Raw genomic sequence first — 23,525 nt, forward strand, 5'->3', positions numbered from 1 at the left:
GGATCAGATCGTTTCCGTGACCTTCTTGAGCTTGTCCGGTGTATCCGGATTGAGCCCACGCTCCCGCGCGACCCGCTCGATCAGGCGATAGTATCCGACGAGCGAGACCAGCGGGTCCACCTGGCCATGGCCGGTGGACGGCGTTCTGATGGTGCTTTCTCCGAGATCACGCGAAGAGAAGCTCGCAATCTGCGCACCGAAGCCGCGCAGCTTTTCGAGCGACTGCGCGCTTGAAGCAAGCGCTGCGTCTTCCGGCACAAAGGCAAGAATGGGAAAGCCCTTGTCGACCAGCTGCATAGGCCCGTGCATTAGCTCGGCGAGGGAGAAGGCTTCCGCATGAAGCTGAGCCGTCTCTTTTGCCTTCAACGCCGCTTCCAGCGCGATGGCGAAGCCCGGGCCACGACCGGCAGTGTAGATCGACCCGGCATTTGTCAGGAGTGGCAGCGCCGGCTCCCAGTCCACGTCGCAGGCGGCGGCCAGCGCCCCGGGCAGCCGACCGAGCGCGTCCTTGAGCGCTGCATCGCCCGAGGCTGCCTGCGTGACACCGGCAAGTGCCGCTGCGGACGCGATGAAGCTCTTGGTCGCCGCGACGCTCCGCTCCGGTCCGGCATGGATCGGCAAGACGATGTCGGCCGCCTTCGCAAGCGGGCTGTCGGCCACGTTGACCACAGCGAGCGTCACCGCGCCGCCCTTCTTGGCCGATGCCTGCGCGGCAACGATGTCAGGACTCCCGCCGGATTGGGAAATCGTGATGTGAAGCGCGCGCTCCAGTTTTAGCGACGCGTCATAGACGGACGCCACCGAAGGGCCGATGGAGGCCACGGGAATGCCCGTGTGGATCTCGAACAGATATTTGAAGAAGCTCGCGGCATGATCCGACGAGCCCCGCGCCGACATGCTCACCACGGCGGGTCCGCGCTCGGCAATCACCCGGCCAAGTTCGGCGAAGGTCTTTGCCTCTTGCGCAAAAAGCCGCTCTACCGCCTCGGCAGCCTCGGCGGTTTCCTGAAACATCAGGGAAGGCGTGTCAGTCATGTCAGTCTTTCCGTGGGTTCGTAGGTAAATGTGGGACCATTCAGCCAAGTTCGGCAAGCGCACGGTGCAGGTCGTCGCCATTGCGATCGAGGGCGGCCTTCGCCTCCCCCGCCGAAAGGCCACGCAGGACGAGCACTGCCGGCTTGACGTGGAATTCCGTCTCCTCGAGCGCCCTCCGCGCCGAAGCCTCGTCGCAGTCGGCAACCTGCATCAGCATCTCGACAGCGCGGCGCACCAGCTTCCTGTTGGAGGGCTTCATGTCCACCATGCGGCCGCGATAAACCTTGCCCAGCCGCATCATGACCGCCGTGGAAAAAAGGTTCATCGCGATCTTCTGGCTGGTGCCGGCCGCCATGCGCGTGGAGCCGGCAAGCACCTCCGCGCCCGTTTCCAGAAGCACCGCACAATCAGCGCTCTCAAGAAGCGCGCTGCCGGGATTGTTGGCGATGCCGATGGTCAGCGCCCCGCGCGCCTTCGCGGCCTCGATTGCGGCCAGCGTATAGGGCGTGCTTCCGCTCGCGGCGAGCCCGACGACCACGTCCTGAGGACCACAGTTGACGGCGTCGATCTCGGCTCTGCCCGCATCCGTGTCGTCCTCGGCACTTTCGCGCGCTTCAGCCACACTGATGCTGCCGCCGGCGAGCAGAAAAAGGCTGCGCTCCTCCGGCCATCCAAACGTGGGATAAAGCTCGACCGCATCCAGCATGGCCACACGGCCCGATGTGCCGGCGCCCACATAGATGAGCCGGCTCTCCGGGTTCGCCAGACGCTTTGCCGCCGCTTCGACAGCCTCTTCCAGCGCCGGGAGGGCGGCAGCGGCCGCATCCACCGCGGCCCGCTGACCATCAAGCATGGCGCTCAGCATATCCGCGGTCGAAAACCGCTCAATGTCACGATACGCCTCGCTAGCTATTTCTGTCGCTGTTGTCATGGCCGGCTCTCTGGTTGCGGGTCTGCCCGTCTTTGATAGACCAATTAAATACCAAATTATTTATCAGGCATCCTTGCAAAAATCCATTCCCCTGAGCAAAATTTACGCGCAACCATTATATCTGCCTGTTTCAGGAGTAAGACAGCGCGCTTCCAGTCAAATCCGCTTGCATTGGGTTTCCGTAGAATCCATAATTGGACTTATAAGATAAATACCATTTCTACGATGATGAGCCCGCCAAATCGATGACAGATACCCTTCCAGAAACGAGGGAAGATCTCGGTGCACTCCTCGCCCGGAGCATCGAAATCGATGCCGCCGACGCGACGCCGCGCTACATCCGGCTCGCCAATGCGCTGCGGCTTCTGATCGAGACCGATGCTCTGGGCACCGGAGCCGCATTGCCGTCGGAGCGCCTCTTGGCCGGGATGACCGGACTCTCGCGCGTCACCGTGCGGCGCGGCATTGAGCTCCTGGTGCGCGAGGGTGTTCTGGAACAGCGCCGGGGCTCGGGCACCTATGTTCTCGCACCGGTCGAGCGTTTCGAGCAGCCGCTGGCGGCGATCACCAGCTTCACCGAGGACATGCTTTCCTATGGTCGGAAGCCCGAAACGCGCTGGCTGGCACGCGAATATGCAAGCCCTTCGGCGCAGGAGGCCATGACGCTCGGTCTCTCGCCCGGCGACCGCGTGCTGCGGCTGCATCGTCTGCGGCTTGCCGATGCCCTGCCGCTTGCGGTCGAACTGGCCATCGTGCCGGCAGACCTTCTGCCGGACCTTTCGGCCCTGGGGACCTCGCTCTACGAGTCCATGGCATCAGCCGGGGCGCGGCCGCACAAGGCGCTGCAGCGCATGCGCGCATGTGCCCTGCCGGAGTTCGAAGCGCGTCTTCTCGAAGCCGAGGCCGGAGAGCCCGCCCTTTTTCTGGAACGCATATCGCGCACGGTCGAAGGGCGCGTGGTGGAGTTCACCCGTTCCCACTTCAAAGGCGACCGGTTCGACTTCGTCGCCGAACTCAATCTGCACCGGGAAACTTAAAGTGATTCCAGGAAACGGATCAGATTGTCCCGATCCTGCTTTGCCATGTCGACCACGCGATCACGCGCCGCCTGCGCCTCTCCGCCGTGCCAGAGAACGGCCTCAAGCAGCGTCCGCGCACGACCGTCATGCAGGAAGGTCGCTTCCGCATTCACCGTCGCGGTAAGGCCGATGCCCCAGAGCGGCGGCGTGCGCCATTCATAGCCATCGGCAAGCCCCTCACCGCGACCATCGGCCAGCCCCTCGCCCATGTCATGCAGCAGCATGTCGGTATACGGCCAGATCAGCTGGAAGCGCAGGGCCGAATCGTCCACATCGCGCCGGGTCACATATTTCGGCCGATGGCACGAGGCACAGCCACTGTCGTAAAAGACCTTCTTCCCGGCAAGCACCGCAGCGTCGTCCACGTCACGCCGCACGGGTACGGCGAGGTGGCTCGAATAGAAGGTTACGAGGTTCAACAGGTCTTCCGGCACCTCCTCGGCGCCCAGTCGCTCCTGCGCGCCATGCGGCAGGGCCCGGCATTCGATCTGCACCGCGGTGCAGTCACCCCAATGGTCCGGCGCAAGCGGGGTCGAAAGCCCCATATCGCCGGAAAACGCGCCTGCCGTCTGTTCGGCGATGGTGGGCGCGATGGCCTTCCAGCCAAAGCGGCCAAGTCTCCATCGGCCCTCCGCGTCGCGCACCCTTGCGGCGCGTCCGGAAATACCGTCGCCATCCTCATCGTCGGGGTCGGCCCAGGCGACAATGTCAGCCTCGTGCACGCTTTCCAGAAGGCCGAGCCCGATCATCGGCGGCGCAACGCGCGCCGACATCATCAGATCATCGCGCATCGGGCCGAACCCGGGTTCGGCGACCCGAAGCGTCGGCTTGCGCAATGTGACCTTCTCGCCCCCGGAAAGCGCCACCGGCACGTCCTCATAGGTGATCTTGACTCGACCCTCGGGATTGAGCCCCGCCACCGCATGGTCCTGAAGCTGCAGCCCGTAGACAGAATCAGGTGCCGCCGCCAAACGACCGTCTGCAATCGCCGCTTCCTGTTCCCTGTTCGCTGGAACGGACAGGCGCACGAGCAGCGACACCGCCGAATCCTCCGGCCGCGCCGGCGCATGACCGCGCCCGTCCTTGATATGGCACGACTGGCAGGCCCGCGCGTTGAACAGCGGTCCAAGCCCGTCGGAGGCCTGTGTTGACGACGGCGAGGAAACCCAGTCCTTGCGGAAAAGACCGTTGCCGAGCAGGAAGCGCTCCAGTTCGGCAAATTCCAGATTGGCGGAAGAGTGCGAGAACGCATCCGCATTGATCAGCTTCGTCGACGTTGTCGCGCCTGCAGACATGCGCTCGAAACGTTCCGGCTTGTCGAAAGTGGTCGCAGGCCGGGTCACCTTTTCCACCCGCCTGCGATCCTTCTCGCTCAGATCTTCGCGGGAACCAGGGGACAGACTGTCCGCCTGAACGGATAGCGTCACGAGAGAAATCAGGCCGCTCAGAAGCGCGGCGCGGACAGAAGCGTTCATGGAAAGGGTCTATACAAACGGACACCGGGCCGACAAGCGGCCCGGTGCAGAATTGATCTCACTCAAAAACGGCGTCGGGGTTATCGAGGCTGTCAGAGCCTTCGAGTTCGATACCGGAAAGGTCGAGTGCAACAATCACGCGCTCCAGCGAGCGGGTCTGGTCGACAAGCCCGTCAATGGCTGCCTGCACGACCGCATTGCCTTCCTCGTTCCCCTGACCGATCATCTGGTCATAGGCTTCGCCGCCCTCGGCGCGTTCCTTCAAAGCCGTCATCGCCTCCAGCGTGGTGTCGAGCTTCGCCTTCACCTCTTCGGCGAGCGCCGGGTCCTTCTCGGACACCAGGTCGGCAAGGCTCGGACCCTCAACCTTGGACCCATCGACACGCTCATAGGAACCGAAATAGACATTCCGGATACCGACGAGATCATAATAGTGGCTGTTGTGGGTGTTGTCGGAGAAGCAGTCATGCTCCTCTTCGGGATCGTTCAGAAGCAGGCCCAGCTTCATGCGCTCGCCTGCCAGTTCGCCATAGGAAAGCGATCCAAGGCCCGTCAGCATGGCGGTCAGGCCGACCTTCGGGTCAGCCGCCACCTCCGCGCGCGCCTCGCCATCGGTCTGCCAGTTGGCCACCATCTCTTCCAGATCGGTGACCAGGAGGTCGGCAGCGGCCTGAAGATACTGTCCACGACGGTCGCAATTGTCGCCGGTGCAGTTGTCCGCATCGAAATCGGTGTGGGAGCGCGCGCCGGCGCCAGCATCCGTTCCGTTGAGATCCTGCCCCCAGAGGAGAAACTCGATGGCGTGGTAGCCCGTGGCCACATTCGCCTCGATGCCGCCAGCCTCGTGAAGCGACTGGATCACCTCGGGCGTGATCTCGGAGACATCGATCTCCGTACCGCCGGCGCTCACCTTGTCATTGGCGACCACATTGACCGTGTAGAATTCGTTGGCATCGGATTCCGTGCCGTAGCTCGCGTCGACATAGTCGATCAGGCCCTCATCGAGCGGCCAGGCGTTCACCTTGCCTTCCCATTCATCGACAATCGCGTTGCCAAAGCGATAAGCCTCGCTCTGCTGGTAAGGAACACGCGCCGCGAGCCAGGCTTCACGGGCGGCTGCCATAGTTTCTTCAGACGGCGCCTCCACCAGCCGGTTCACCGCTTCGCGCAGCGTCTTCGCGGTCTCCAGGCTGTCTTCATAGGTGGCCAGCGCAATGTCTGCATAGGTGGAAACCACCTCCTGCGGCTCGGCTGCAACAGCCGGCGATGCCATGACGGCTGCGAGTGCGGTACCGATGAGTAAACGACGCTTCATGTGACTTCCCCTCTCGTCCAATCCAGATCATCGACCGCAGGAAACATGCGATCGACCTGCGGCCATTGACGGCCATCAAATAATGTGGATTTAGATTATCAGGTTTATGAAGGCAACCCCGGCGTCGCTTTTGCGGGGCTACTCCATCGCTCTGACAGCGATCACCGCATTGGTGCCGCCAAACGCAAACCCGTTGCTGAGCGCCACGCGCACATCCCGCCTGCGCGCCTCATTTGGGGTCACGTCCAGATCGCAGTCGGGATCGGCCTCCCGGTAACCGGCCGTGGGAGGCACCACGCCATCCCGGATCGCCATGACGCAGGCGATCAGTTCCAGCGCACCGGATGCGCCCAGGCAATGCGCATGCATCGATTTGGTCGAAGACACGGAGAGCTTCTCCGCATGCGCGCCGAACACGCGCCTGATCGCCTCCGTCTCAATCTTGTCGTTGGCCTTGGTGCCGGTGCCATGCGCATTGATGTAATCGACATCGGCAGGCGAAAGGCCGGCTTCATCCAGACACGCCTTGAGGGCGGACACCGGCCCGTCGACCGTTGGAGCCACAATATCCGAGGCATCGGCGGACATGCCACCACCGGCAAGCTCGGCCAGAATGGTTGCACCGCGCGCCTTTGCGTGTTCCAGCGTTTCGAGAACGGCAATGCCGGCGCCTTCGCCGAGCACCAGCCCGTTACGGTCGGCCGAGAAAGGCCGGCAGGTCTCGGATGCAAGGACCCGCAGCGCTTCCCATCCCTTTAGAATGCCGTAGATCAGCGGCGCGTCCGAACCACCGGCAAGCATGACATCGGCCCGGCCGAGCCTGATCTGATCGGCAGCGGCCAATATTGCATGGTTGGATGATGAACAGGCAGATGTGGCGCCGAAAACAGGCCCGCGCAGACCAAGCGTCATGCTGACCTGCCCGGCGGCAGCGCCCGGCATGACACGCGGCACCGTGAAAATTCCGGTCCGCGGCTTCCCCTCAAGGAGAATGGCCCGATAGCTGTCTTCGATGGCTTCCCAGCCGCAAACGCCTGTGCCGACGACGGCCCCCACACGGTGCGTGTTCGATGCGTCAACCGTAAAACCCGACTGGCTCAGCGCTTCCTGGGCGGAGATCGCCGCAAGAAGGCTGAAGCGGTCCATGGTCACGAGCCGTTTCCGGTCGATCCCGTGATCCGGCAAATCCTTGATCTCGGCACCGATGCGCACTTTCAGTTCGTGAAGTGCTGCGGTGGTGATTGGTCCGATGGCAGGACGACCGGCCCGCATGGCCGACCAGATGGCCGGGGCGTCGGTTCCAAGCGCGCAAATGCCGCCGATGCCGGTTATGACGATGCGCGGCGCTGTCATTTATTTCTTGGCGTCCACCAGTTCACGAACGGCGGCAACGATGTCCTTGACCGTTTCCATGTTCTCCCAGGCTTCAGCGGTGTTCATCTCCACCTCGATATTGAACTCGTCTTCGACATCGAAAATGATCTCGGTGAGTTCGAGGGAATGAATGCCAAGGTCGGCCAGTGGCGTATCGAGCGTGATGGTCTCGACATCGTCCTGCGCGTGGGTCTTGATCTTCTCCAGGATCGTCTTGCCGATCTCGTCTGCGCTCAAACTGGCTTCAGCATTCATGAAACATCTCCTGGGACTGCTTGCTTTTGCGCCGGCTGTGATATCGCGGGGCAAGTCGTCCGCACTCTACTCTTGACAATCTGCAGCCATAAGAAACCAAAGCGGGGCAAGCGGCAAGGGTATGCGGTGCATATCCGCCGACACCGCACAGTCAGTTTCCGTTTGCACCGCCTTTCACGAAGATTGTTACGGCCCCATTGTCGGCATATTCGAGCGCGACCACGTCTTTGAGCTGGATCGAGCGCGAATCCACCGCATGGAAAAACAGCGCGCTGCCCTCAATCGACTCGCGCAGCAGGCGAATCTCATCCTCGTGTTCGGCAATCACCGAGGCGATCTCGCTTTTCTTTTCATCCAGATCCGGAAGGAAGACGATGTCGATCTCTTCCAGCGAAAAGGTCTTGCGCACCCGCTCGGCGTTCTCCGCCGTTGCGCCGATCGCCGCTACGATGCGCGCGCTCGCCGTTTCGGCCTCGACCTCTTCGGTCTTTACCTCGGAGCCAACGATGGCATCGATAGCCTCTTCGCTCTGCAGGCCCTGTGCAGAAAGTGGGGTCTGCAGGGCAAATGCCACTGCCAGCGCCAGTGCTGCGATCCAGTGAAATCTGGCATCGACCGATCCCGGCCGCGCCGCAGTGCTCAAGCTCATGATTCAATCCCGTATGTTCCGTCGCGCAGAAAACATGTTCTGCCACGGAAGGCAACGGGCACACCATGGTGCGGGTTCCCTCAGAGCCAGGTCGGGTAATCCGAAACGAGCAGCCGATAGGGGTCTTCGTCTTCCTCGATCTCGGAAAACCGCGCGATCGGGTCGGCGAAAATATTGTCCGTCACGTCGTCGTTCACGGTTGAAACCTCACCGATCAGCACATCGTCCTTCTCGCCCCAGAAGGCATGCCAGACACCGGGCAGGAGCGTAACGCTCTCTCCAGGCTGCAGTCTCAGGACACCGCCTGCATCCACGCGGCGCATCATGCCGTCCGTGGGCACGCTGACCGGGGCCGTCCGGTCAATCTTGCCATCGGCATCCGACGCAAAAAGCTCGATGCAGAGCGTGCCGCCGCCGCGGTTGATGATGTCTTCAGCCTTGATGGCATGGGTGTGCATCGGCGCAACCTGGTCGCGCCGGGAGATCATGATTTTCTCGGCATAGAGCATGCCGCGGCCATGCTTCAAATCGTCCTGATTGCCGTTGCGCACCGTGAAGAGGAACAGGCCGCGCCGGTCGAAATCGCCGCCGCCATAGTCGGTGATGTCCCAGCCGAGTCTCGCATCGACAATGCCGCCGATCGACTCGCGCCGCCGTTTCATCTCGTCGGGCGTCCAGTCTGCAAATGGCGGCATCACGTAGCCGAAGGAGCGGATGAACGCGTCTCCCTCGCGCAAAATCTCGTTGACTTTCGACCGTTTCACCGCCGCCTCCCATATGCGAACCGATTTAGATCGTCGGTTCGTATCGCAAGCCGGGCGCCGCGCCAAGACGTTTGTTTGCTCAGAATGCCTTGAAGGTCAACGTGGTGAGCGAGCGACGGATGCCAGGCACATTGGCAATATTCTCGCTGACGAATTTTCCGATGTCGACGCCATCGTCGATATAGACCTTCATGAGCAGGTCGTAGTCGCCGCTGGTCGAGTAGAGTTCCGAGGCGATTTCGCGCTTGTAAAGCTCATCGGCAACCTCGTAGGTCTTGCCGGGCTTGCAGCGCAGTTGAACGAAGACAGGTCTCATAGGGGCTCCATGGAGCGGATGCTAAACGGGGTCGGACCAGACTTGGCCCATAGTCTCATGCTGTCAACAGACAGCGGACGATCTGATGATCCGAATCCGCCAGTCCGTCAATGACATCGAAATGATGCCGGTCTGATTCTTCCACAGCCGCGGTCTCCGCGCCGAGCCCGACCCAGACATTGGCCAGAAGTGCGTTCTGGCGCAGGAATTCGCCACGTTCGGAGGCACCAACCCAGCAGGTGAGTTTGACGCCAGGCATGGGCGCAAGCAGCGCCGGGCTTTCCGCCTGTGCTTCCTCGGGCGTGATCCTGAGCCCCTCATTCATGGCCGTCTTCATCATCGGGCGCAGGTCATGCACGCCGGAAATGGACAGGACATGACGCAACCGCGCACGCACACCCGAAGGCAGTGGCGAGGTCTCGCAGGCCATGCGCGACGCAAGATGCCCGCCCGCCGAATGGCCGGTCAGGATCAAGGGACCATCAACGCGCTCCGCCGCAGCGGAAACCGCTGCACCGATTTCACGCACGATGCCTGCAATCGAGTTCTCCGGGCAAAGCGTGTAGGACGGCATGGCAACCGCATAGCCGCTATCGACCGCCCCGGCCGCCAGATGCGACCAGTAGCTCTTGTCGAGTTTCAGCCAGAAGCCGCCATGGATGAAGACAACCAGACCGGCTGGCCGGCCTTCCGGCAGAAAGAGATCGAAACGGTTGCGCGCGCCTTCCCCGTACGGAATGTCGAGCTTGGCCCGTCCCGCAGCGGAAAGCGCGTCGCGGTAAGCCTGCGCGGGCTCGACCCAGACACCGGGCCATCGCTCACCCTGAGGAATGTTTGCGCCATTGGCATAAGCGTCGTCCCAGTCAGCAACCTGGCGGTAAAACACGAGCATTCCTCCCTGTGGTAAAGCGAGCCGGCCTGCCTGACGTTCTAGCAGGCCCCGTGGTCGCAAACCCTGTCATCCCAGACTCTGTCATCATTGCAGCACGTCATGTAGACTGCGCCCAGGCCGGATATATTTCAACCTTAAAATTTCATACTTGAAATGTTCCCGGTCCGGTGCAATGCTCCAAGCTTACAAGCCAGGTGTTAAGCGATCCTGGGAGGAAGGAGCGCGAGCATGAAAGTTGCTGTTCTCGGCGGTGGCCCGGCGGGCCTCTACTTCGCAATCTCGATGAAGCTGCGCGACGCGGCTCACGACATCACGGTTTTCGAACGAAACAGGCCCGACGACACATTCGGCTGGGGCGTGGTGCTTTCGGATGAAACCCTCGACAATCTGGCCGAAAACGATCCGGTCAGTGCCGAACGCATCCGCGAGCATTTCGCCTATTGGGACGACATCGCGGTGGTGCACAAGGGCGTGCGCACGCTCTCCACGGGACACGGCTTCTGCGGCATCGGCCGCATGCGCCTCCTCATTCTCCTGCAGGAGCGCGCCCGCGAGCTCGGCATCAATCTCCAGTTCGAGACGGAAATCGACGATCCCCGCCCCTTCATGGCCGAACACGACATGGTGCTGGCGGCAGACGGTCTGAACTCCCGCACGCGAACCACCTTCGCCGACGTGTTCAAGCCCGACATCGACGTGCGCAAGTGCAAGTTCGTCTGGCTCGGCACGCATCAGAAATTCGACGACGCCTTCACCTTCATCTTCGAAAAGACCGAGCATGGCTGGGTGTGGGCGCACGCCTACCAGTTCGATGACGAGACCGCGACCTTCATCGTGGAATGCGGCCCGGAAACCTGGGAGAAGTTCGGCTTCGGGGAGATGAGCCAGCAGGAATCCATCGCGGTCTGCGAGCGGATCTTCAAGGATCATCTGGGTGGCCACAGCCTGATGACCAATGCCAACCACATTCGCGGATCGGCGTGGATCAACTTCCCCCGCGTGCTGTGCGAGCGCTGGTCGCACGAAAACATCGCGCTGATGGGCGACGCCGCTGCCAGCGCCCACTTTTCCATCGGCTCGGGCACCAAGCTGGCGCTCGAAAGCGCCATTGCCCTGGCCGAATATCTCCACACCGAGCCGACGCTGAAGGAAGCCTTCGACAAATACGAAGACGCAAGGCGGCTGGAAGTGCTGCGTCTCCAGTCGGCGGCGCGCAACTCGCTGGAATGGTTCGAGGAGGTTGAGCGCTATCTCGATCTCGATCCGGTGCAGTTCAACTATTCGCTGCTCACCCGCTCCCAGCGCATCAGCCATGAAAACCTGCGCCTGCGCGACCCCGAATGGCTTGCGGACGCCGAAAGCTGGTTCCAGCAGCAGGCCGGCGCGGAAGACAATGCCGCCCGCCCGCCCATGTTCGCGCCCTACAAACTGCGCGGCCTGACGCTGAAAAACCGCGTGGTCGTGTCACCCATGGCCCAGTACAAGGCCGTCGACGGCTCACCGACCGACTGGCACATGGTGCACTACTGCGAGCGCGCCAAGGGCGGTGCCGGCCTGGTTTATATCGAGATGACCTGTGTCAGCCCCGAGGGCCGCATCACGCCCGGTTGTCCCGGCTTCTATAAACCCGAGCATGAGGTCGCATGGACACGCATCGTCGATTTCGTTCATCGGGAGACGGATGCGAAGATTTGTGCGCAGATCGGCCATTCCGGCCCGAAGGGCTCGACCCAGCTTGGCTGGGAAGAAATGGACGCTCCGCTGAAAGACGGCAACTGGCCGGTTCTGGCTGCTTCCGAAGTGTCCTGGTCCGAGCAGAACCAGACACCGAAAGCCATGGATCGCAACGACATGGACATGGTGCGCGACCAGTTCGTCGCGGCTGCCCAGATGGCCGAGCGCTGCGGTTTCGACATGCTCGAACTGCACTGCGCCCACGGCTATCTCCTGTCGTCCTTCATCTCGCCGCTCACCAACCGGCGCGAGGATGACTACGGCGGCAGCCTTGAAAACCGCATGCGCTATCCGCTGGAAATCTTCCATGCGGTTCGTGCCGTCTGGCCAGACGACAAGCCCATTTCCGTACGCATCTCGGCCAATGACTGGGTGGGCGGTGAAGGCGTGACACCGGAAGAGGCCGTGGAGATCGCCCGCATGCTGCAGGAAGCCGGCGTCGACATCTGCGACGTTTCCGCGGGCCAGACCTCGAAGCGCGCCCGCCCCGTCTATGGACGCATGTTCCAGACGCCGTTCTCCGACCGCATCCGCAACGAAACCGGCATGGCGACGATGGCCGTGGGCAACATCTACGAGCCCGACCATGTCAATTCGATCCTGATGGCCGGCCGGGCCGACCTTGTCTGCCTCGCCCGCCCGCATCTGGCCGATCCTTACTGGACACTGCATGCCGCGGCATCGCTTGGTGATCGCGGCGTGACCTGGCCCGATCCCTACCTGCCAGGCCGCGATCAGCTCTACCGGCTCGCTGAGCGGGCCGAACAGATGACGGGGAAGGTTTGACGATGAACGCAACCCGCCACGCACTCGTCACAGGCGGCGGAACGGGCGTCGGCGAAGCGATCGCGCTCTCCCTCGCGGAAGCCGGCATCGACGTTACGATCTGCGGGCGGCGGGCCGAGCCTCTCGAAAAGGTCGCGGCCCGGCACGAGCGCATCCACGCGCTCACCGCCGACGTGACCGACGAAGCCTCCATGCAGGCACTCTATGAGGTGGCGGAAGCCGCGCGCGGACCCTTCGACATTGTCATCGCCAATGCAGGCACGGCCTCCAGCGCGCCCGCCCACCGCACGAAACTCGAAGACTGGAACCGCATCCTCGACGTCAACATGACGGGAGCGTTTCTAAGCGTGAAGCCAGCGCTTTCGCCCATGGCCAAACGCGGCAGCGGACGCATCATCTTCGTCGCCTCTGTCGCCGGCCTCAAGGGCTATGCCTATGTCGCGCCCTATGTCGCATCGAAGCACGGCGTCATCGGGCTCATGCGGGCGCTTTCCGTGGAACTGGTCAAGACCGGCGTGACGGTCAACGCCATCTGTCCCGGTTACGTGGAAACCGAGATGCTGGAAGAATCCATCGAGCGCGTGGTCGAGAAGACCGGGCGCAGCCACGAGGAGGCCCGCAGGGGCTTTGTCGAAGCCAATCCCCATGGCCGGCTGATCCAGCCGGAAGAGGTCGCGGCGGCAGCATTGTGGCTCGTCAGTCCGGCCGCCTCGTCGGTCACCGGCCAGTCGATTTCAATCTCTGGAGGTGAAACATGGTAAGCGCTCCCCTGGCTTCCGTCCGCAGCGGCGCACCGGCAAAGGAACGCCTGCGCCTGTGGATCAGGATTCTGCGCGCCTCGCGTCTCATCGAAGCCGTTCTGCGCGAAAGGCTCAAGACCCGCTTCGACACGACCCTGCCGCGTTTCGATGTGCTGTCGGCCCTCGACCGCGCTCCCGAGGGCATGGCGATGAGTGACATCTCGCGCTTCCTGCTTGTTTCGAACGGCAATGTAACCGGCATTGTCGAGCGGCTGGTGACCGATGGTCTGGCCAGTCGAACCAAGCGCGATGGCGACCGCCGCACCTCCATCATAAAGCTGACACCGGCCGGCAAGGAAGCCTTCGCGGCAATGGCCGAAGCGCATGAGCGCTGGGTCGACGAGCTTCTCGGCAGTCTGCCGGAGGATGAAGCACGGGCTCTGGCCGGCACACTCAAAACGTTCGAAAGCAATTGGGAGGGCGGCGTATGAGCACCATGGCAGGCCTGAAACCGAAACACTTCATCTGGCGTATGGAAGGCAATGTCGCGCTGATCCAGCTCGACCGGCCAGACCGTAAGAATCCGCTCACCTTCGAATCCTACGCAGAACTGCGCGACACATTCCGCGCCCTGCCCTATGCGGATGACGTGGACGCGGTGGTGTTCCTTCCCAATGGCGGCAATTTCTGCTCGGGCGGCGATGTGCACGACATTATCGGCCCGCTGGTCGATATGGACATGAAGGGCCTGCTCGCCTTCACCCGCATGACCGGCGATCTGGTCAAGGCGATGATCGCCTGCAACAAGCCCATCATCTCCGCCATCGATGGCGTGGCGGTGGGCGCTGGCGCCATCATCGCCATGGCATCGGACCTGCGGCTTGCGACGCCGGAGGCAAAGACAGCGTTCCTCTTTACCCGCGTCGGGCTCGCCGGCTGCGACATGGGCGCCTGCGCCATGCTGCCCCGCATCATCGGTCAGGGCCGTGCGGCGGAACTGCTCTACACCGGCCGCTCCATGAGCGCCGAAGAAGGAGAGCGCTGGGGCTTTTACAACCGGCTCGTCTCTGTCGATGCTCTGGAAGCGGAGACACTGAGCATGGCCGCGCGCATCGCCGCCGGTCCGACCTTTGCCCATGGCATCACCAAGACACAGCTCAACCAGGAGTGGTCGATGGGTCTCGAACAGGCCATCGAGGCCGAAGCACAGGCACAGGCCATCTGCATGCAGACAAAGGATTTCGAGCGGGCGTACCGGGCATTTGTCGCCAAGGAAAAACCGGTGTTCGAGGGGGATTGATGCCTGACCGCTCCTTCCTCGACTGGCCCTTCTTCGAACAGCGCCACCGCGACTGGGCCGATAAACTCGACGCATGGTGCGCCCAAAACCTCCCCGTCGACCACAGCGATGTGGACGCCGCCTGCCGCGACCTCGTTGCGCGGCTCGGCGAAGCCGGTTTCCTCAAACCCACCGCGCTCGACACCGACAATCCCGGCCCGCTCGATGTGCGCACGTTGTGCCTGACGCGCGAAACGCTGGCCCGACATGACGGGCTGGCCGATTTCGCCTTCGCCATGCAGGGGCTTGGCACCGGCGCCATCAGCCTGTTCGGCACGCCCGAACAGCAGCAATGGCTCGACAGGACCCGTGCCGGCAAGGCGATCTCGGCCTTCGCCCTGTCGGAACCGCGATCCGGTTCGGACGTGGCGAACATGGACATGACCGCCACCCGCGATGGCGATGATTATGTGCTTTCCGGCGAAAAGACCTGGATTTCCAATGGCGGCATCGCCGACCTCTACACCGTCTTTGCCCGCACCGGCGAAGCGCCGGGTGCCAAAGGCATCTCGGCCTTCCTCGTTCCCGCCGACACGCCAGGGCTGGAGGTGGCAGAGCGCCTTGACGTGATCGCGCCGCATCCGCTGGCGCGGCTCGCCTTCAACGATGTGCGCGTGCCTGCCTCCGCGATGATCGGCAGGCCGGGCGAGGGCTTCAAGATTGCCATGTCGGTGCTCGACGTTTTCCGCTCCACCGTGGGTGCGGCCGCACTCGGCTTTGCGCGCCGCGCGCTGGACGAGACGCTGGACCGGGCAGGCAGCCGCGAACTTTTCGGCGCCCCGCTGTTCGACCTGCAGATGGTGCAGGGCCACATCGCCGAGATGGCGCTCGACATCGACGCCGCAGCACTTCTCATCTACCGCGCCGCCTGGACCAAGGACATGGGTGCGCCGCGCGTGACCCGCGAAGCGGCAATGGCGAAGCTCTTTGCCACCGACCGCGCGCAACAGGTCATCGACAAGGCGGTTCAGATTCATGGCGGCGACGGTGTGCGCCGCGGACATATCGTGGAAAGCCTTTACCGGGAGATCAGGGCTCTGCGCATCTATGAGGGCGCATCAGACGTCCAGAAGGTCGTGATTGCCCGGCAGATTGGAAAATGAGGGAGGAAACATGCTCGGACCGACAGGTCATACCGACACCTTTGCGCGGGACAATCTCCCGCCGGAAGACCAATGGCCGGCCTTCCTTCTCGATGGCTTTGACTACCCCGAGTATCTGAATGCCGGCGTTGAACTGACCGACCGCCTCGTCGAGCGCGGCTTTGGCGACCATGTGGCGCTGATCGGCAATGGCCGCCGCCGCACCTACAAGGAGCTGGCAGACTGGACGAGCCGCCTCGCCCATGCGCTGGTCGAGGATTACGGCGTCAAACCCGGCAACCGCATCCTGATCCGCTCGGCCAACAACCCGGCCATGGTGGCCTGCTGGCTGGCCGCCACCAAGGCGGGCGCAGTGGTGGTCAACACCATGCCGATGCTGCGCGCCGGCGAGCTCGCCAAGATCGTCGACAAGGCGGAAATCGACCTTGCCCTGTGCGACACGCGCATCAAGGACGAGCTCGTCGCCTGCGCGAAGGAGAGCAAATTCCTCAAAAAGGTGGTCGGCTTCGACGGCACCGCCAATTTCGACGCAGAACTCGACCGCATCGCCCTCGACAAGCCGGTCCAGTTCGATGCCGTCAAAACCGGCCGTGACGATGTCGCGCTTCTGGGTTTCACCTCCGGCACCACCGGCACGCCCAAGGCGACCATGCATTTCCACCGCGATCTGCTGATCATCGCCGATGCCTATGCGAAGGAAGTGCTTCAGGTCACACCCGAGGACGTTTTCGTCGGCTCGCCTCCGCTCGCCTTCACCTTCGGGCTTGGCGGTCTGGCGATCTTCCCCTTGCGTTTCGGTGCAACGGCGACTCTGCTCGAAAGCGCCACCCCGCCCAACATGATCGAGATCATCGAAAAATACCGTGCGACGGTGAGTTTTACCGCTCCCACCGCCTACCGCGCCATGATGGCGGCGATGGACGAGGGTGCGGACCTTTCCTCGCTGCGCGTTGCCGTTTCGGCCGGCGAGACCCTGCCCGGTCCCGTGTTCGAGGCGTGGACGCAAAAGACCGGAAAACCGATCCTCGATGGCATCGGCGCCACCGAGATGCTGCATATCTTCATCTCCAACCGCTTCGACGATCGCCACCCGGCCACCACGGGCCGCCCGGTGACCGGTTATGAAGCGCGCATCGTGGACGAAGACATGAACGAACTGCCGCGCGGCGAAACCGGCCGGCTGGCCGTGCGTGGCCCGACCGGCTGCCGCTATCTCGCCGACGACAGACAGAAGGAGTATGTCCGTGACGGCTGGAATCTCACCGGCGACAGCTTCTATCAGGATGAGGACGGCCACTTCCATTTCGCCGCCCGCTCTGACGACATGATCGTTTCCGCCGGTTACAACATTGCCGGTCCCGAGGTGGAGGCGGCACTGCTTGCCCATGCCGACGTCATGGAATGCGCCGTCATCGGCGCACCGAGCGAGGAACGCGGACAGATTGTCGAGGCTCATGTGGTTCTGGCCGATGGCGTCGCGCGCGATGAGCTCACGGTGAAACGCCTTCAGGACCACGTGAAGGCAGCAATCGCGCCTTACAAATATCCACGTTCCATCAAGTTTCTGGACGCCCTGCCGAAGACCGAGACAGGCAAGATCCAGCGTTTCCGCCTGCGGGAGAAGAACTGACCATGGCAAGCCAGCCGGAGCTCGACGACGAAAGGGCAGCGGACATCAAGCCGCCCATGTCCTACAGCGATTATCTGCATCTGGAGAAAATACTCGACGCGCAGGAACCCCTGTCCACGGCACGTGATGAGCTTCTCTTCATCATCCAGCACCAGACCTCCGAGCTCTGGATGAAACTCGCCATCACCGAGATCCGCTCCGCACGCGCTGCCATCGCCGAAGACCGCCTGCGCCCGGCCTTCAAGATGCTGACCCGCGTGGCACGCATCTTCGAGCAGTTGAACAGCGCCTGGGACGTGCTGCGTACCATGACGCCGAGCGAGTATTCCACCTTCCGCGATGCGCTCGGCCAGTCCTCGGGCTTCCAGTCCTGGCAATACCGTTCCATCGAGTTTCTGGCCGGCAACCGCAATCTGGCAATGCTCAAACCGCATTCCGACCTGCCGCAGATCACCGCACGGCTTGAAGAGATTCTGGCCGAGCCCAGCCTCTATGACGAGGCGCTGCAGCTTCTGGCGCGCAACGGTTTCGACATTGGCCCCGATGCGGAGCGGACGAGCTGGCGTGAGAAGCGCGAGGCCAACGATCAGGTGCAGGCCGCATGGAAGGCGGTCTATGCGCGGCCCGACGAGCACTGGGCGCTTTACGAGCTGGCGGAAAAACTGATTGATTTCGAAGACTATTTCCGTCGCTGGCGTTTCAATCACGTGACCACCGTCGAACGGATCATCGGGCTGAAGCGGGGCACCGGCGGCACATCCGGCGTTTCCTACTTGCGCAAGATGCTGGATGTGGAACTATTCCCTGAGCTCTGGCGGGTCCGAACGGACATGTAGCGGGGCACGGGTAACAAAGCCGCGGATCGTGGCGTCAATGACAAGGGAACGATTGGGAGACCACACATGAGAAAGCTACTTGCAGCAAGCCTGCTTGCCCTTTCGGCAAGCGTTGCCGGAAACGCCTTCGCCGAGCCGATCAAGATCGGCATGATCACCACGCTTTCAGGCGGCGGCGCCGGCCTTGGCATTGACGCCCGCGATGGTTTCATGCTGGCGATCGAACAGTCCGGCAACAAGGAGATCGATGTCGTTGTTGAAGACGATGCCCAGAAACCCGAACTCGCGGTCCAGATCGCCGACAAGATGATCCAGAGCGACAAGGTCGACCTGATGACAGGCATCATCTGGTCGAACCTCGCCATGGCGGTCGTGCCGTCGGCGACCGCGCAGGACGTCATCTATCTGTCAGTCAACGCCGGCCCCTCGGCCCTTGCCGGTGCCGGATGCAGCCCGAGCTATTTCAACGTCGCCTATCAGAACGACAATTTCCACGAGGCGATGGGCGAGGCCGCCAACAAGGACTACAAAAAGACCTTCATCATGGCGCCCAACTATCCGGCCGGCAAAGATTCGCTGACTGGCTTCAAGCGCTTCTACAAGGGTGAACTGGCGGGTGAGGTCTACACCAAGCTCGGTCAGACGGACTATGCCGCCGAGATCGCCCAGATCCGCGCTTCGGGTGCGGATTCGGTGTTCATCTTCCTGCCGGGCGGCATGGGCATTGCCTTCACCAAGCAGTATGCCCAGTCGGGCGTCGGCCTGCCGCTGCTGGGACCTGCTTTCTCCTTCAGCCAGGATGTGCTGCCCGCCATTGGCGATGCGGCGCTTGGGGTGAAAAACACCGCTTCCTGGGCTTATGACCTCGACAATGAGGCCAACAAGGCCTTCGTCGAGGGGTTCAGGGAAGCCTATGGCCGCCTGCCTTCCGTCTATGCCGCTCAGGCCTATGACACAGCGAACCTGATCCTCTCCGCCGCCGGCAAGGCGAGCGTGAAGGACAAGGAAGCCTTCCGCGCTGCCCTGAAGGAAGCGGATTTCGATTCCGTTCGCGGCAAGTTCTCCTTCAACACCAACAACCACCCGATCCAGGACTTCTACGTCCGCGAGGTGGTGAAGGATGGCGACACGCTGACCAACAAGATCGTGGCCACCGCATTCACCGACCACAAGGACGCCTACGCGGCCGAGTGCAAGATGTAAGGCAAAATCAGACCGTCATCCCGCTCTCGTGGTTCGCCTTTCGGCAAGCTCAAGAGACTCAACATGAGGGCTGGGGTGGCGTCAGTTATAAAGCGCGCGCTCTTTTTTTGTCGTGTTTGGCCGACGTGTCTGTTTCACCCTCATCCTGAGCCCGTCGAAGGGCGGGGGTGAAGCGCACCACGGTCGTTTCCAGTCAACCCAAACAGCAGCTGACCCGTGTCCCTAACCCTATTCATAGAGCAGATATTGAACGGCCTGCAGTTCGGCGTGATGCTGTTCCTGATGGCCGCCGGCCTGACGCTGATCTTCGGCGTCATGGGGCTCATCAACCTTGCGCATGGTTCACTCTTCATGGTCGGCGCGTTTGCCTGCGCGGCCGTGGCTGCCGCCACCGGCTCCTTCTGGCTCGGCCTCATCGCCAGCCTTGCCGCCGCAGCCGCCGCCGGCGCGCTGGTCGAAATCCTCGTCATCAGACGGCTCTATGAACGTGACCATCTCGACCAGGTGCTCGCCACCTTTGCGCTGATCCTCATCTTCTCGGAAGGCACCCGCTGGGTGTTCGGCTCCTTCCCGCTCTATCTCGACATTCCGCAGCTTCTGTCAGGCGCGGTGCATCTGCCCGGCGGCGCGCAGTACCCAATATACCGTCTCGCGGTGATCGGTGTGGGCATTGCGGTGGCCGTGGGGCTTTATCTCCTCATCGGCAAGACGCGGCTCGGCATGCGCATCCGCGCCGGCGAGTCCGACCGTGAAATGATCGGCGCGCTCGGCATCGACATCGGCACCCTCTACACGCTCGTTTTCGCGCTGGGCGCTGCCCTTGCCGGCCTCGCCGGCGCGATGGTCGGCGCGCTTCAGTCGGTGCAGGTGGGCATGGGCGAGCCGGTGCTGATCCTCGCCTTCGTGGTCATCGTCATTGGCGGCATCGGCTCCATCAAGGGCGCGCTGATCGGCTCCATTCTCGTGGGACTGACGGAGACGCTCGGCCGTTTCCTGCTGCCGCATCTCTTCGGCCTGTTCATGTCCAATTCTGAAGCCGCCACCGTGGGCGCGGCACTTGCCTCCATGCTGATCTACATCGTCATGGCCCTCATCCTCGCTTTCAGGCCACAGGGCCTGTTTGCGGCGAATGCGTGAGGGGGCGGGCATGACACGCGAAACAACCATCAGCATCGTCATCGTCGCCGGCCTTCTCGCCGCCGCCTTCATCGCGCAGGCGATGGGTGAGACCTTCTACATCACGCTTGCGACCCGCATGGCGATCCTCGGCCTCGCCGCCACCGGGCTCAACATCGCGCTCGGCCTCGGCGGTCTGGTCTCCTTCGGCCATGCCGCCTTCTTCGGCATTGGCGGCTATGCGGCGGGCATTCTGGCCACCCACGCCTTCAACAGCGAACCGCTGCTCCTCGGCCTTCCCGGCACCAACCAGATGATCGTCATCTGGATTGCCGGCGCCATCGCCGCCGGGCTCGTTGCCGTTCTGATCGGCCTGATCTCGCTCAGAACCTCAGGCGTCTATTTCATCATGATCACCCTCGCCTTCGCGCAGATGATCTACTATTTCGCTATCTCCTGGCCCGCCTATGGCGGTGAGGACGGTCTTTCGATCTATGTGCGCAACGCCTTTCCCGGCGCGAACACGCTCGCGCCGATGAGCTTTTTCCTCATCTGCTTCGGCCTTCTGGCGCTCGGCCTCGTCCTCTTCGCGCTCATCCGCGCATCCCGCTTTGGCGCGGCACTTCAGGCCGGGCGGCAAAACGAGACGCGCCTTGCCGCCGTCGGCATCGCGCCATTCCGGGTCCGGCTCACGGCCTTTGTCATCTCCGCCATGATGACGGCGCTCGCCGGCGCGCTCTTTGCCGATCTGAACCGCTTCGTCAGCCCCTCCATGTTCTCGTGGCATATGTCGGGTGAACTGATCGTGCTCATCATTCTGGGCGGTGTCGGACGTCTGGCCGGACCACTGGCCGGGGCCATCGTCTACGTCCTTTTCGAGTTCGCGCTGGGCGGCATCACCGAGCACTGGCAGTTTTTCCTCGGCCTCATCCTTCTGGCCGTGGTGCTGTTTGCCCGCGGCGGCGTAATGGGCCTCTTGGCCGGGAGGGCGCGGCATGGCTGAACCGATCCTCGACATCCGCGACTTGAAGAAAAGCTTCGGCGCGCTGAAGGCGACTGATGGCGTGAGCCTCGATCTCAGACCCGGCGAAATCCACGCCCTGATAGGCCCTAACGGTGCAGGCAAATCGACCCTCATCCACCAGATTGCCGGCTCGCTGAAACCGGACAGCGGTGAAATCCGCTTCGAGGGCCGCGACGTGAAACCGCTCGACATGGCCGCCCGCGCGCGGCTCGGCATGGGCCGCACATTTCAGGTTTCCTCGTTGGCGCCCGAATTTTCCGCCCTGCGCAATGTGATGCTCGCGGTGCAGGCGCGTCAGGGCTCCAGCTTCCGTTTCTTCAAACCCGTCATGCACGACCGAGGCCTCACCGAGCCCGCTCATGAAGCGCTCGCCCGTGTCGGCCTGTCGGACCGTGCCGACGTGCCCGCCGCCGAGCTTTCGCACGGCGAACGCCGCCAGCTCGAAATCGCCATCGCCCTGGCGCTCGGTGCAAAGGCGTTTCTGCTGGATGAGCCCATGGCCGGCATGGGCCCCGAAGGCTCACAGGCGCTCACCCGCTTCCTCGACCGTCTGCGCGGCGAAGCACCGATCCTCCTGATCGAGCACGACATGGACGCCGTCTTCGCCCTTGCCGACCGCATCTCCGTTCTTGTCTATGGCCGCATCATCGCCACCGGCTCGGTGGATGAGATCCGCAATCACCCCGCCGTGCGCGAAGCCTATCTGGGAGACGGCGCATGAAGCTGCTCGACATCCAGGATCTCAAAACTTTCTACGGAAAATCGCAGGCGCTTTTCGGCATCGACCTTTCGGTCGAGGAAGGCGAAGCCGTGGCGCTGATGGGCCGTAACGGCATGGGCAAGACCACGACGATCCGCTCCATCTGCCACCTCACCCCGGCGCAGTCAGGCAGCATAAACTTTGCCGGCAAAAATATCATGCGCCTGAAGCCGCACCGCATCGCGCGGCTCGGCGTGGGTCTGGTACCGGAAGGCCGCCGCTGCTTCCCCAATCTGACGGTGGAGGAAAACATCCTCGCCGCCGCCCGTCCGGGCAAGTGGACGCTCGATGGCGTGAACGCGCTGTTTCCGCGCCTGGCGGAACGGCGCGATCAATATGCGAGCACGCTTTCGGGCGGCGAACAGCAGATGCTTGCCATCGGGCGGGCGCTGGCCACCAATCCGCGTCTGCTCATTCTCGACGAGGCGACCGAGGGTCTTGCCCCGGTCATCCGGCAGGATATCTGGCGCGCCATCCGCACCATCCGGGCGGAAGGCCAGTCGATCCTGATCGTCGACAAGACACTGAGCGAGCTTCTGCCCGTGGCGGATCGCTGCGTCATTCTCGAAAAAGGCCGCACTGCATGGACCGGTGCACCCTCAGCACTCACGGACGAGATCCAGGAGCGCTTTCTCGGCGTGTGACCACGCCTTTACGGTCAGGATCGACTGACCTTAGTTCCCAAGCACGAAGGAAATAGCATGACTGTCCCGCTTCACCAGATTCTCCAGCCCGCCGACTGGGTTCCGGCCAGAGGGTATTCCAATGGTGTTGTTGCAAGGGGGCGCACCGTCTTCCTTGGTGGACAGATCGGCTGGAACGGCAATCAGGTGTTCGAGACGGACGATTTCATCGCCCAGGTGCGACAGGCGCTTGAAAACATCGTCACGCTTCTGAAGGAAGCCGGCGCCGGCCCGGAGCATGTGGTGCGCCTCACCTGGTTCATCACCGACAAGCAAGCCTACGCCACCCGCCTGCGCGAGCTGGGCGAAGCCTATCGCTCCGTCATGGGCCGCAACTTCCCGCCCATGAGCGTCGTTCAGGTCACCGCGCTCATCGAGGATGAAGCGAAGGTGGAGATCGAGGCCACGGCCGTCCTGCCGGATTAGCCCATGTTCCAACACCGTTTTCGCCTCTCCCCCACAACCACCAGGTGGGGGAGAGGCGTT

The 23,525-nt window shown here is 62.8% G+C and carries 24 protein-coding genes; 14 read left to right on the top strand and 10 right to left on the bottom strand.

Annotation, left to right across the window (positions count from 1 at the left end):
- Nucleotides 1–3 precede the first annotated feature (3 nt).
- A complete protein-coding gene (locus BLW55_RS11300; protein WP_090328887.1) occupies nucleotides 4–1,035 on the bottom strand; it encodes an SIS domain-containing protein in 1,032 nt (343 codons plus the stop codon).
- Between the two features lie 40 nt (nucleotides 1,036–1,075).
- Nucleotides 1,076–1,966, bottom strand: coding sequence for an N-acetylmuramic acid 6-phosphate etherase (locus tag BLW55_RS11305; protein ID WP_090328888.1), 891 nt, complete (start codon nucleotides 1,964–1,966; stop codon nucleotides 1,076–1,078).
- A 245-nt stretch (nucleotides 1,967–2,211) separates the two neighbouring features.
- On the opposite strand from BLW55_RS11305, the gene BLW55_RS11310 reads away from it, so the two are divergent.
- On the top strand, nucleotides 2,212–3,003 hold the full coding sequence (locus BLW55_RS11310; RefSeq protein ID WP_025029343.1) for a GntR family transcriptional regulator: 792 nt from the start codon (nucleotides 2,212–2,214) through the stop codon (nucleotides 3,001–3,003).
- Here the strand turns inward: BLW55_RS11310 and BLW55_RS11315 are convergent.
- From BLW55_RS11315 to BLW55_RS11350, 8 genes are all read right to left on the bottom strand, one after another.
- Nucleotides 3,000–4,520 carry a di-heme oxidoreductase family protein gene (locus tag BLW55_RS11315; RefSeq protein ID WP_090328889.1) on the bottom strand — a complete coding sequence of 507 codons (1,521 nt, stop codon included), beginning with the start codon at nucleotides 4,518–4,520 and terminating at the stop codon, nucleotides 3,000–3,002. The two genes, BLW55_RS11310 and BLW55_RS11315, sit on opposite strands and share 4 nt — an antisense overlap.
- 58 nt (nucleotides 4,521–4,578) lie before the next feature.
- Nucleotides 4,579–5,835 (bottom strand): imelysin family protein, encoded by a 1,257-nt coding sequence (locus tag BLW55_RS11320; protein ID WP_090328890.1) that lies wholly within the window; start codon nucleotides 5,833–5,835, stop codon nucleotides 4,579–4,581.
- 138 nt (nucleotides 5,836–5,973) lie between these two features.
- Nucleotides 5,974–7,188, bottom strand: a complete 1,215-nt coding sequence (locus tag BLW55_RS11325; protein ID WP_025029340.1) for a beta-ketoacyl-[acyl-carrier-protein] synthase family protein — start codon at nucleotides 7,186–7,188, stop codon at nucleotides 5,974–5,976.
- Entirely contained in the window at nucleotides 7,189–7,464 is a 276-nt protein-coding gene (locus BLW55_RS11330; RefSeq protein WP_007010696.1) for an acyl carrier protein, read from the bottom strand.
- A gap of 151 nt (nucleotides 7,465–7,615) precedes the next feature.
- Nucleotides 7,616–8,113, bottom strand: a complete 498-nt coding sequence (locus BLW55_RS11335) for a hypothetical protein (protein WP_025029339.1) — start codon at nucleotides 8,111–8,113, stop codon at nucleotides 7,616–7,618.
- An 80-nt stretch (nucleotides 8,114–8,193) separates the two neighbouring features.
- Nucleotides 8,194–8,877 (bottom strand): D-lyxose/D-mannose family sugar isomerase, encoded by a 684-nt coding sequence (locus BLW55_RS11340; RefSeq protein WP_090328891.1) that lies wholly within the window; start codon nucleotides 8,875–8,877, stop codon nucleotides 8,194–8,196.
- Between the two features lie 79 nt (nucleotides 8,878–8,956).
- Nucleotides 8,957–9,193, bottom strand: coding sequence for an Lrp/AsnC ligand binding domain-containing protein (locus BLW55_RS11345; protein WP_007010700.1), 237 nt, complete (start codon nucleotides 9,191–9,193; stop codon nucleotides 8,957–8,959).
- Nucleotides 9,194–9,248: 55 nt separating this feature from the next.
- A complete protein-coding gene (locus BLW55_RS11350; RefSeq protein WP_090329973.1) occupies nucleotides 9,249–10,079 on the bottom strand; it encodes an alpha/beta hydrolase in 831 nt (276 codons plus the stop codon).
- Nucleotides 10,080–10,313: 234 nt separating this feature from the next.
- Here BLW55_RS11350 and BLW55_RS11355 point away from each other — a divergent pair, with 234 nt between their 5' ends.
- From BLW55_RS11355 to BLW55_RS11415, 13 genes are all read left to right on the top strand, one after another.
- Nucleotides 10,314–12,605, top strand: a complete 2,292-nt coding sequence (locus BLW55_RS11355) for a bifunctional salicylyl-CoA 5-hydroxylase/oxidoreductase (protein ID WP_090328892.1) — start codon at nucleotides 10,314–10,316, stop codon at nucleotides 12,603–12,605.
- A gap of 2 nt (nucleotides 12,606–12,607) precedes the next feature.
- A complete protein-coding gene (locus tag BLW55_RS11360; protein WP_007010703.1) occupies nucleotides 12,608–13,366 on the top strand; it encodes an SDR family NAD(P)-dependent oxidoreductase in 759 nt (252 codons plus the stop codon).
- Complete coding sequence (locus BLW55_RS11365; RefSeq protein ID WP_007010704.1) at nucleotides 13,360–13,836, top strand: MarR family winged helix-turn-helix transcriptional regulator; 477 nt, start codon at nucleotides 13,360–13,362, stop codon at nucleotides 13,834–13,836. The genes BLW55_RS11360 and BLW55_RS11365 overlap by 7 nt, the downstream gene beginning before the upstream one ends.
- Entirely contained in the window at nucleotides 13,833–14,645 is an 813-nt protein-coding gene (locus BLW55_RS11370; RefSeq protein ID WP_090328893.1) for an enoyl-CoA hydratase family protein, read from the top strand. The genes BLW55_RS11365 and BLW55_RS11370 overlap by 4 nt, the downstream gene beginning before the upstream one ends.
- A complete protein-coding gene (locus tag BLW55_RS11375; protein WP_090328894.1) occupies nucleotides 14,645–15,787 on the top strand; it encodes an acyl-CoA dehydrogenase family protein in 1,143 nt (380 codons plus the stop codon). The genes BLW55_RS11370 and BLW55_RS11375 overlap by 1 nt, the downstream gene beginning before the upstream one ends.
- Before the next feature lie 10 nt (nucleotides 15,788–15,797).
- Complete coding sequence (locus BLW55_RS11380; protein ID WP_090328895.1) at nucleotides 15,798–17,417, top strand: AMP-binding protein; 1,620 nt, start codon at nucleotides 15,798–15,800, stop codon at nucleotides 17,415–17,417.
- Nucleotides 17,418–17,419: 2 nt separating this feature from the next.
- Nucleotides 17,420–18,253 (top strand): tryptophan 2,3-dioxygenase, encoded by an 834-nt coding sequence (gene kynA, locus BLW55_RS11385; protein ID WP_090328896.1) that lies wholly within the window; start codon nucleotides 17,420–17,422, stop codon nucleotides 18,251–18,253.
- A gap of 66 nt (nucleotides 18,254–18,319) precedes the next feature.
- On the top strand, nucleotides 18,320–19,456 hold the full coding sequence (locus tag BLW55_RS11390) for an ABC transporter substrate-binding protein (protein WP_025029334.1): 1,137 nt from the start codon (nucleotides 18,320–18,322) through the stop codon (nucleotides 19,454–19,456).
- Nucleotides 19,457–19,672: 216 nt separating this feature from the next.
- Nucleotides 19,673–20,593 carry a branched-chain amino acid ABC transporter permease gene (locus tag BLW55_RS11395; protein ID WP_007010710.1) on the top strand — a complete coding sequence of 307 codons (921 nt, stop codon included), beginning with the start codon at nucleotides 19,673–19,675 and terminating at the stop codon, nucleotides 20,591–20,593.
- Nucleotides 20,594–20,603: 10 nt separating this feature from the next.
- Nucleotides 20,604–21,575: a branched-chain amino acid ABC transporter permease gene (locus BLW55_RS11400; RefSeq protein ID WP_025029333.1), complete on the top strand. Its 972-nt coding sequence runs from the start codon at nucleotides 20,604–20,606 to the stop codon at nucleotides 21,573–21,575.
- Complete coding sequence (locus BLW55_RS11405) at nucleotides 21,568–22,317, top strand: ABC transporter ATP-binding protein (RefSeq protein ID WP_007010712.1); 750 nt, start codon at nucleotides 21,568–21,570, stop codon at nucleotides 22,315–22,317. The genes BLW55_RS11400 and BLW55_RS11405 overlap by 8 nt, the downstream gene beginning before the upstream one ends.
- Nucleotides 22,314–23,000, top strand: a complete 687-nt coding sequence (locus BLW55_RS11410) for an ABC transporter ATP-binding protein (RefSeq protein ID WP_007010713.1) — start codon at nucleotides 22,314–22,316, stop codon at nucleotides 22,998–23,000. Before BLW55_RS11405 ends, BLW55_RS11410 begins: the two co-directional genes overlap by 4 nt.
- Nucleotides 23,001–23,057: 57 nt before the next feature.
- Nucleotides 23,058–23,465, top strand: a complete 408-nt coding sequence (locus BLW55_RS11415; protein ID WP_007010714.1) for a RidA family protein — start codon at nucleotides 23,058–23,060, stop codon at nucleotides 23,463–23,465.
- The last annotated feature ends 60 nt before the right edge of the window (nucleotides 23,466–23,525 follow it).

This window comes from Nitratireductor aquibiodomus (assembly GCF_900105565.1).
GTDB classification, from domain to species: Bacteria; Pseudomonadota; Alphaproteobacteria; order Rhizobiales; family Rhizobiaceae; genus Nitratireductor; species Nitratireductor aquibiodomus.

Excerpts from the sequence above, each read along its gene's own strand:
- BLW55_RS11300 (WP_090328887.1), bottom strand. The coding sequence starts at position 1,035 with ATGACTGACACGCCTTCCCTGATGTTTCAGGAAACCGCCGAGGCTGCC.
- BLW55_RS11305 (WP_090328888.1), bottom strand. The coding sequence starts at position 1,966 with ATGACAACAGCGACAGAAATAGCTAGCGAGGCGTATCGTGACATTGAG.
- BLW55_RS11310 (WP_025029343.1), top strand. The coding sequence starts at position 2,212 with ATGACAGATACCCTTCCAGAAACGAGGGAAGATCTCGGTGCACTCCTC.
- BLW55_RS11315 (WP_090328889.1), bottom strand. The coding sequence starts at position 4,520 with ATGAACGCTTCTGTCCGCGCCGCGCTTCTGAGCGGCCTGATTTCTCTC.
- BLW55_RS11320 (WP_090328890.1), bottom strand. The coding sequence starts at position 5,835 with ATGAAGCGTCGTTTACTCATCGGTACCGCACTCGCAGCCGTCATGGCA.
- BLW55_RS11325 (WP_025029340.1), bottom strand. The coding sequence starts at position 7,188 with ATGACAGCGCCGCGCATCGTCATAACCGGCATCGGCGGCATTTGCGCG.
- BLW55_RS11330 (WP_007010696.1), bottom strand. The coding sequence starts at position 7,464 with ATGAATGCTGAAGCCAGTTTGAGCGCAGACGAGATCGGCAAGACGATC.
- BLW55_RS11335 (WP_025029339.1), bottom strand. The coding sequence starts at position 8,113 with ATGAGCTTGAGCACTGCGGCGCGGCCGGGATCGGTCGATGCCAGATTT.
- BLW55_RS11345 (WP_007010700.1), bottom strand. The coding sequence starts at position 9,193 with ATGAGACCTGTCTTCGTTCAACTGCGCTGCAAGCCCGGCAAGACCTAC.
- BLW55_RS11355 (WP_090328892.1), top strand. The coding sequence starts at position 10,314 with ATGAAAGTTGCTGTTCTCGGCGGTGGCCCGGCGGGCCTCTACTTCGCA.
- BLW55_RS11360 (WP_007010703.1), top strand. The coding sequence starts at position 12,608 with ATGAACGCAACCCGCCACGCACTCGTCACAGGCGGCGGAACGGGCGTC.
- BLW55_RS11365 (WP_007010704.1), top strand. The coding sequence starts at position 13,360 with ATGGTAAGCGCTCCCCTGGCTTCCGTCCGCAGCGGCGCACCGGCAAAG.
- BLW55_RS11370 (WP_090328893.1), top strand. The coding sequence starts at position 13,833 with ATGAGCACCATGGCAGGCCTGAAACCGAAACACTTCATCTGGCGTATG.
- BLW55_RS11375 (WP_090328894.1), top strand. The coding sequence starts at position 14,645 with ATGCCTGACCGCTCCTTCCTCGACTGGCCCTTCTTCGAACAGCGCCAC.
- BLW55_RS11380 (WP_090328895.1), top strand. The coding sequence starts at position 15,798 with ATGCTCGGACCGACAGGTCATACCGACACCTTTGCGCGGGACAATCTC.
- kynA (WP_090328896.1), top strand. The coding sequence starts at position 17,420 with ATGGCAAGCCAGCCGGAGCTCGACGACGAAAGGGCAGCGGACATCAAG.
- BLW55_RS11390 (WP_025029334.1), top strand. The coding sequence starts at position 18,320 with ATGAGAAAGCTACTTGCAGCAAGCCTGCTTGCCCTTTCGGCAAGCGTT.
- BLW55_RS11400 (WP_025029333.1), top strand. The coding sequence starts at position 20,604 with ATGACACGCGAAACAACCATCAGCATCGTCATCGTCGCCGGCCTTCTC.
- BLW55_RS11405 (WP_007010712.1), top strand. The coding sequence starts at position 21,568 with ATGGCTGAACCGATCCTCGACATCCGCGACTTGAAGAAAAGCTTCGGC.
- BLW55_RS11410 (WP_007010713.1), top strand. The coding sequence starts at position 22,314 with ATGAAGCTGCTCGACATCCAGGATCTCAAAACTTTCTACGGAAAATCG.
- BLW55_RS11415 (WP_007010714.1), top strand. The coding sequence starts at position 23,058 with ATGACTGTCCCGCTTCACCAGATTCTCCAGCCCGCCGACTGGGTTCCG.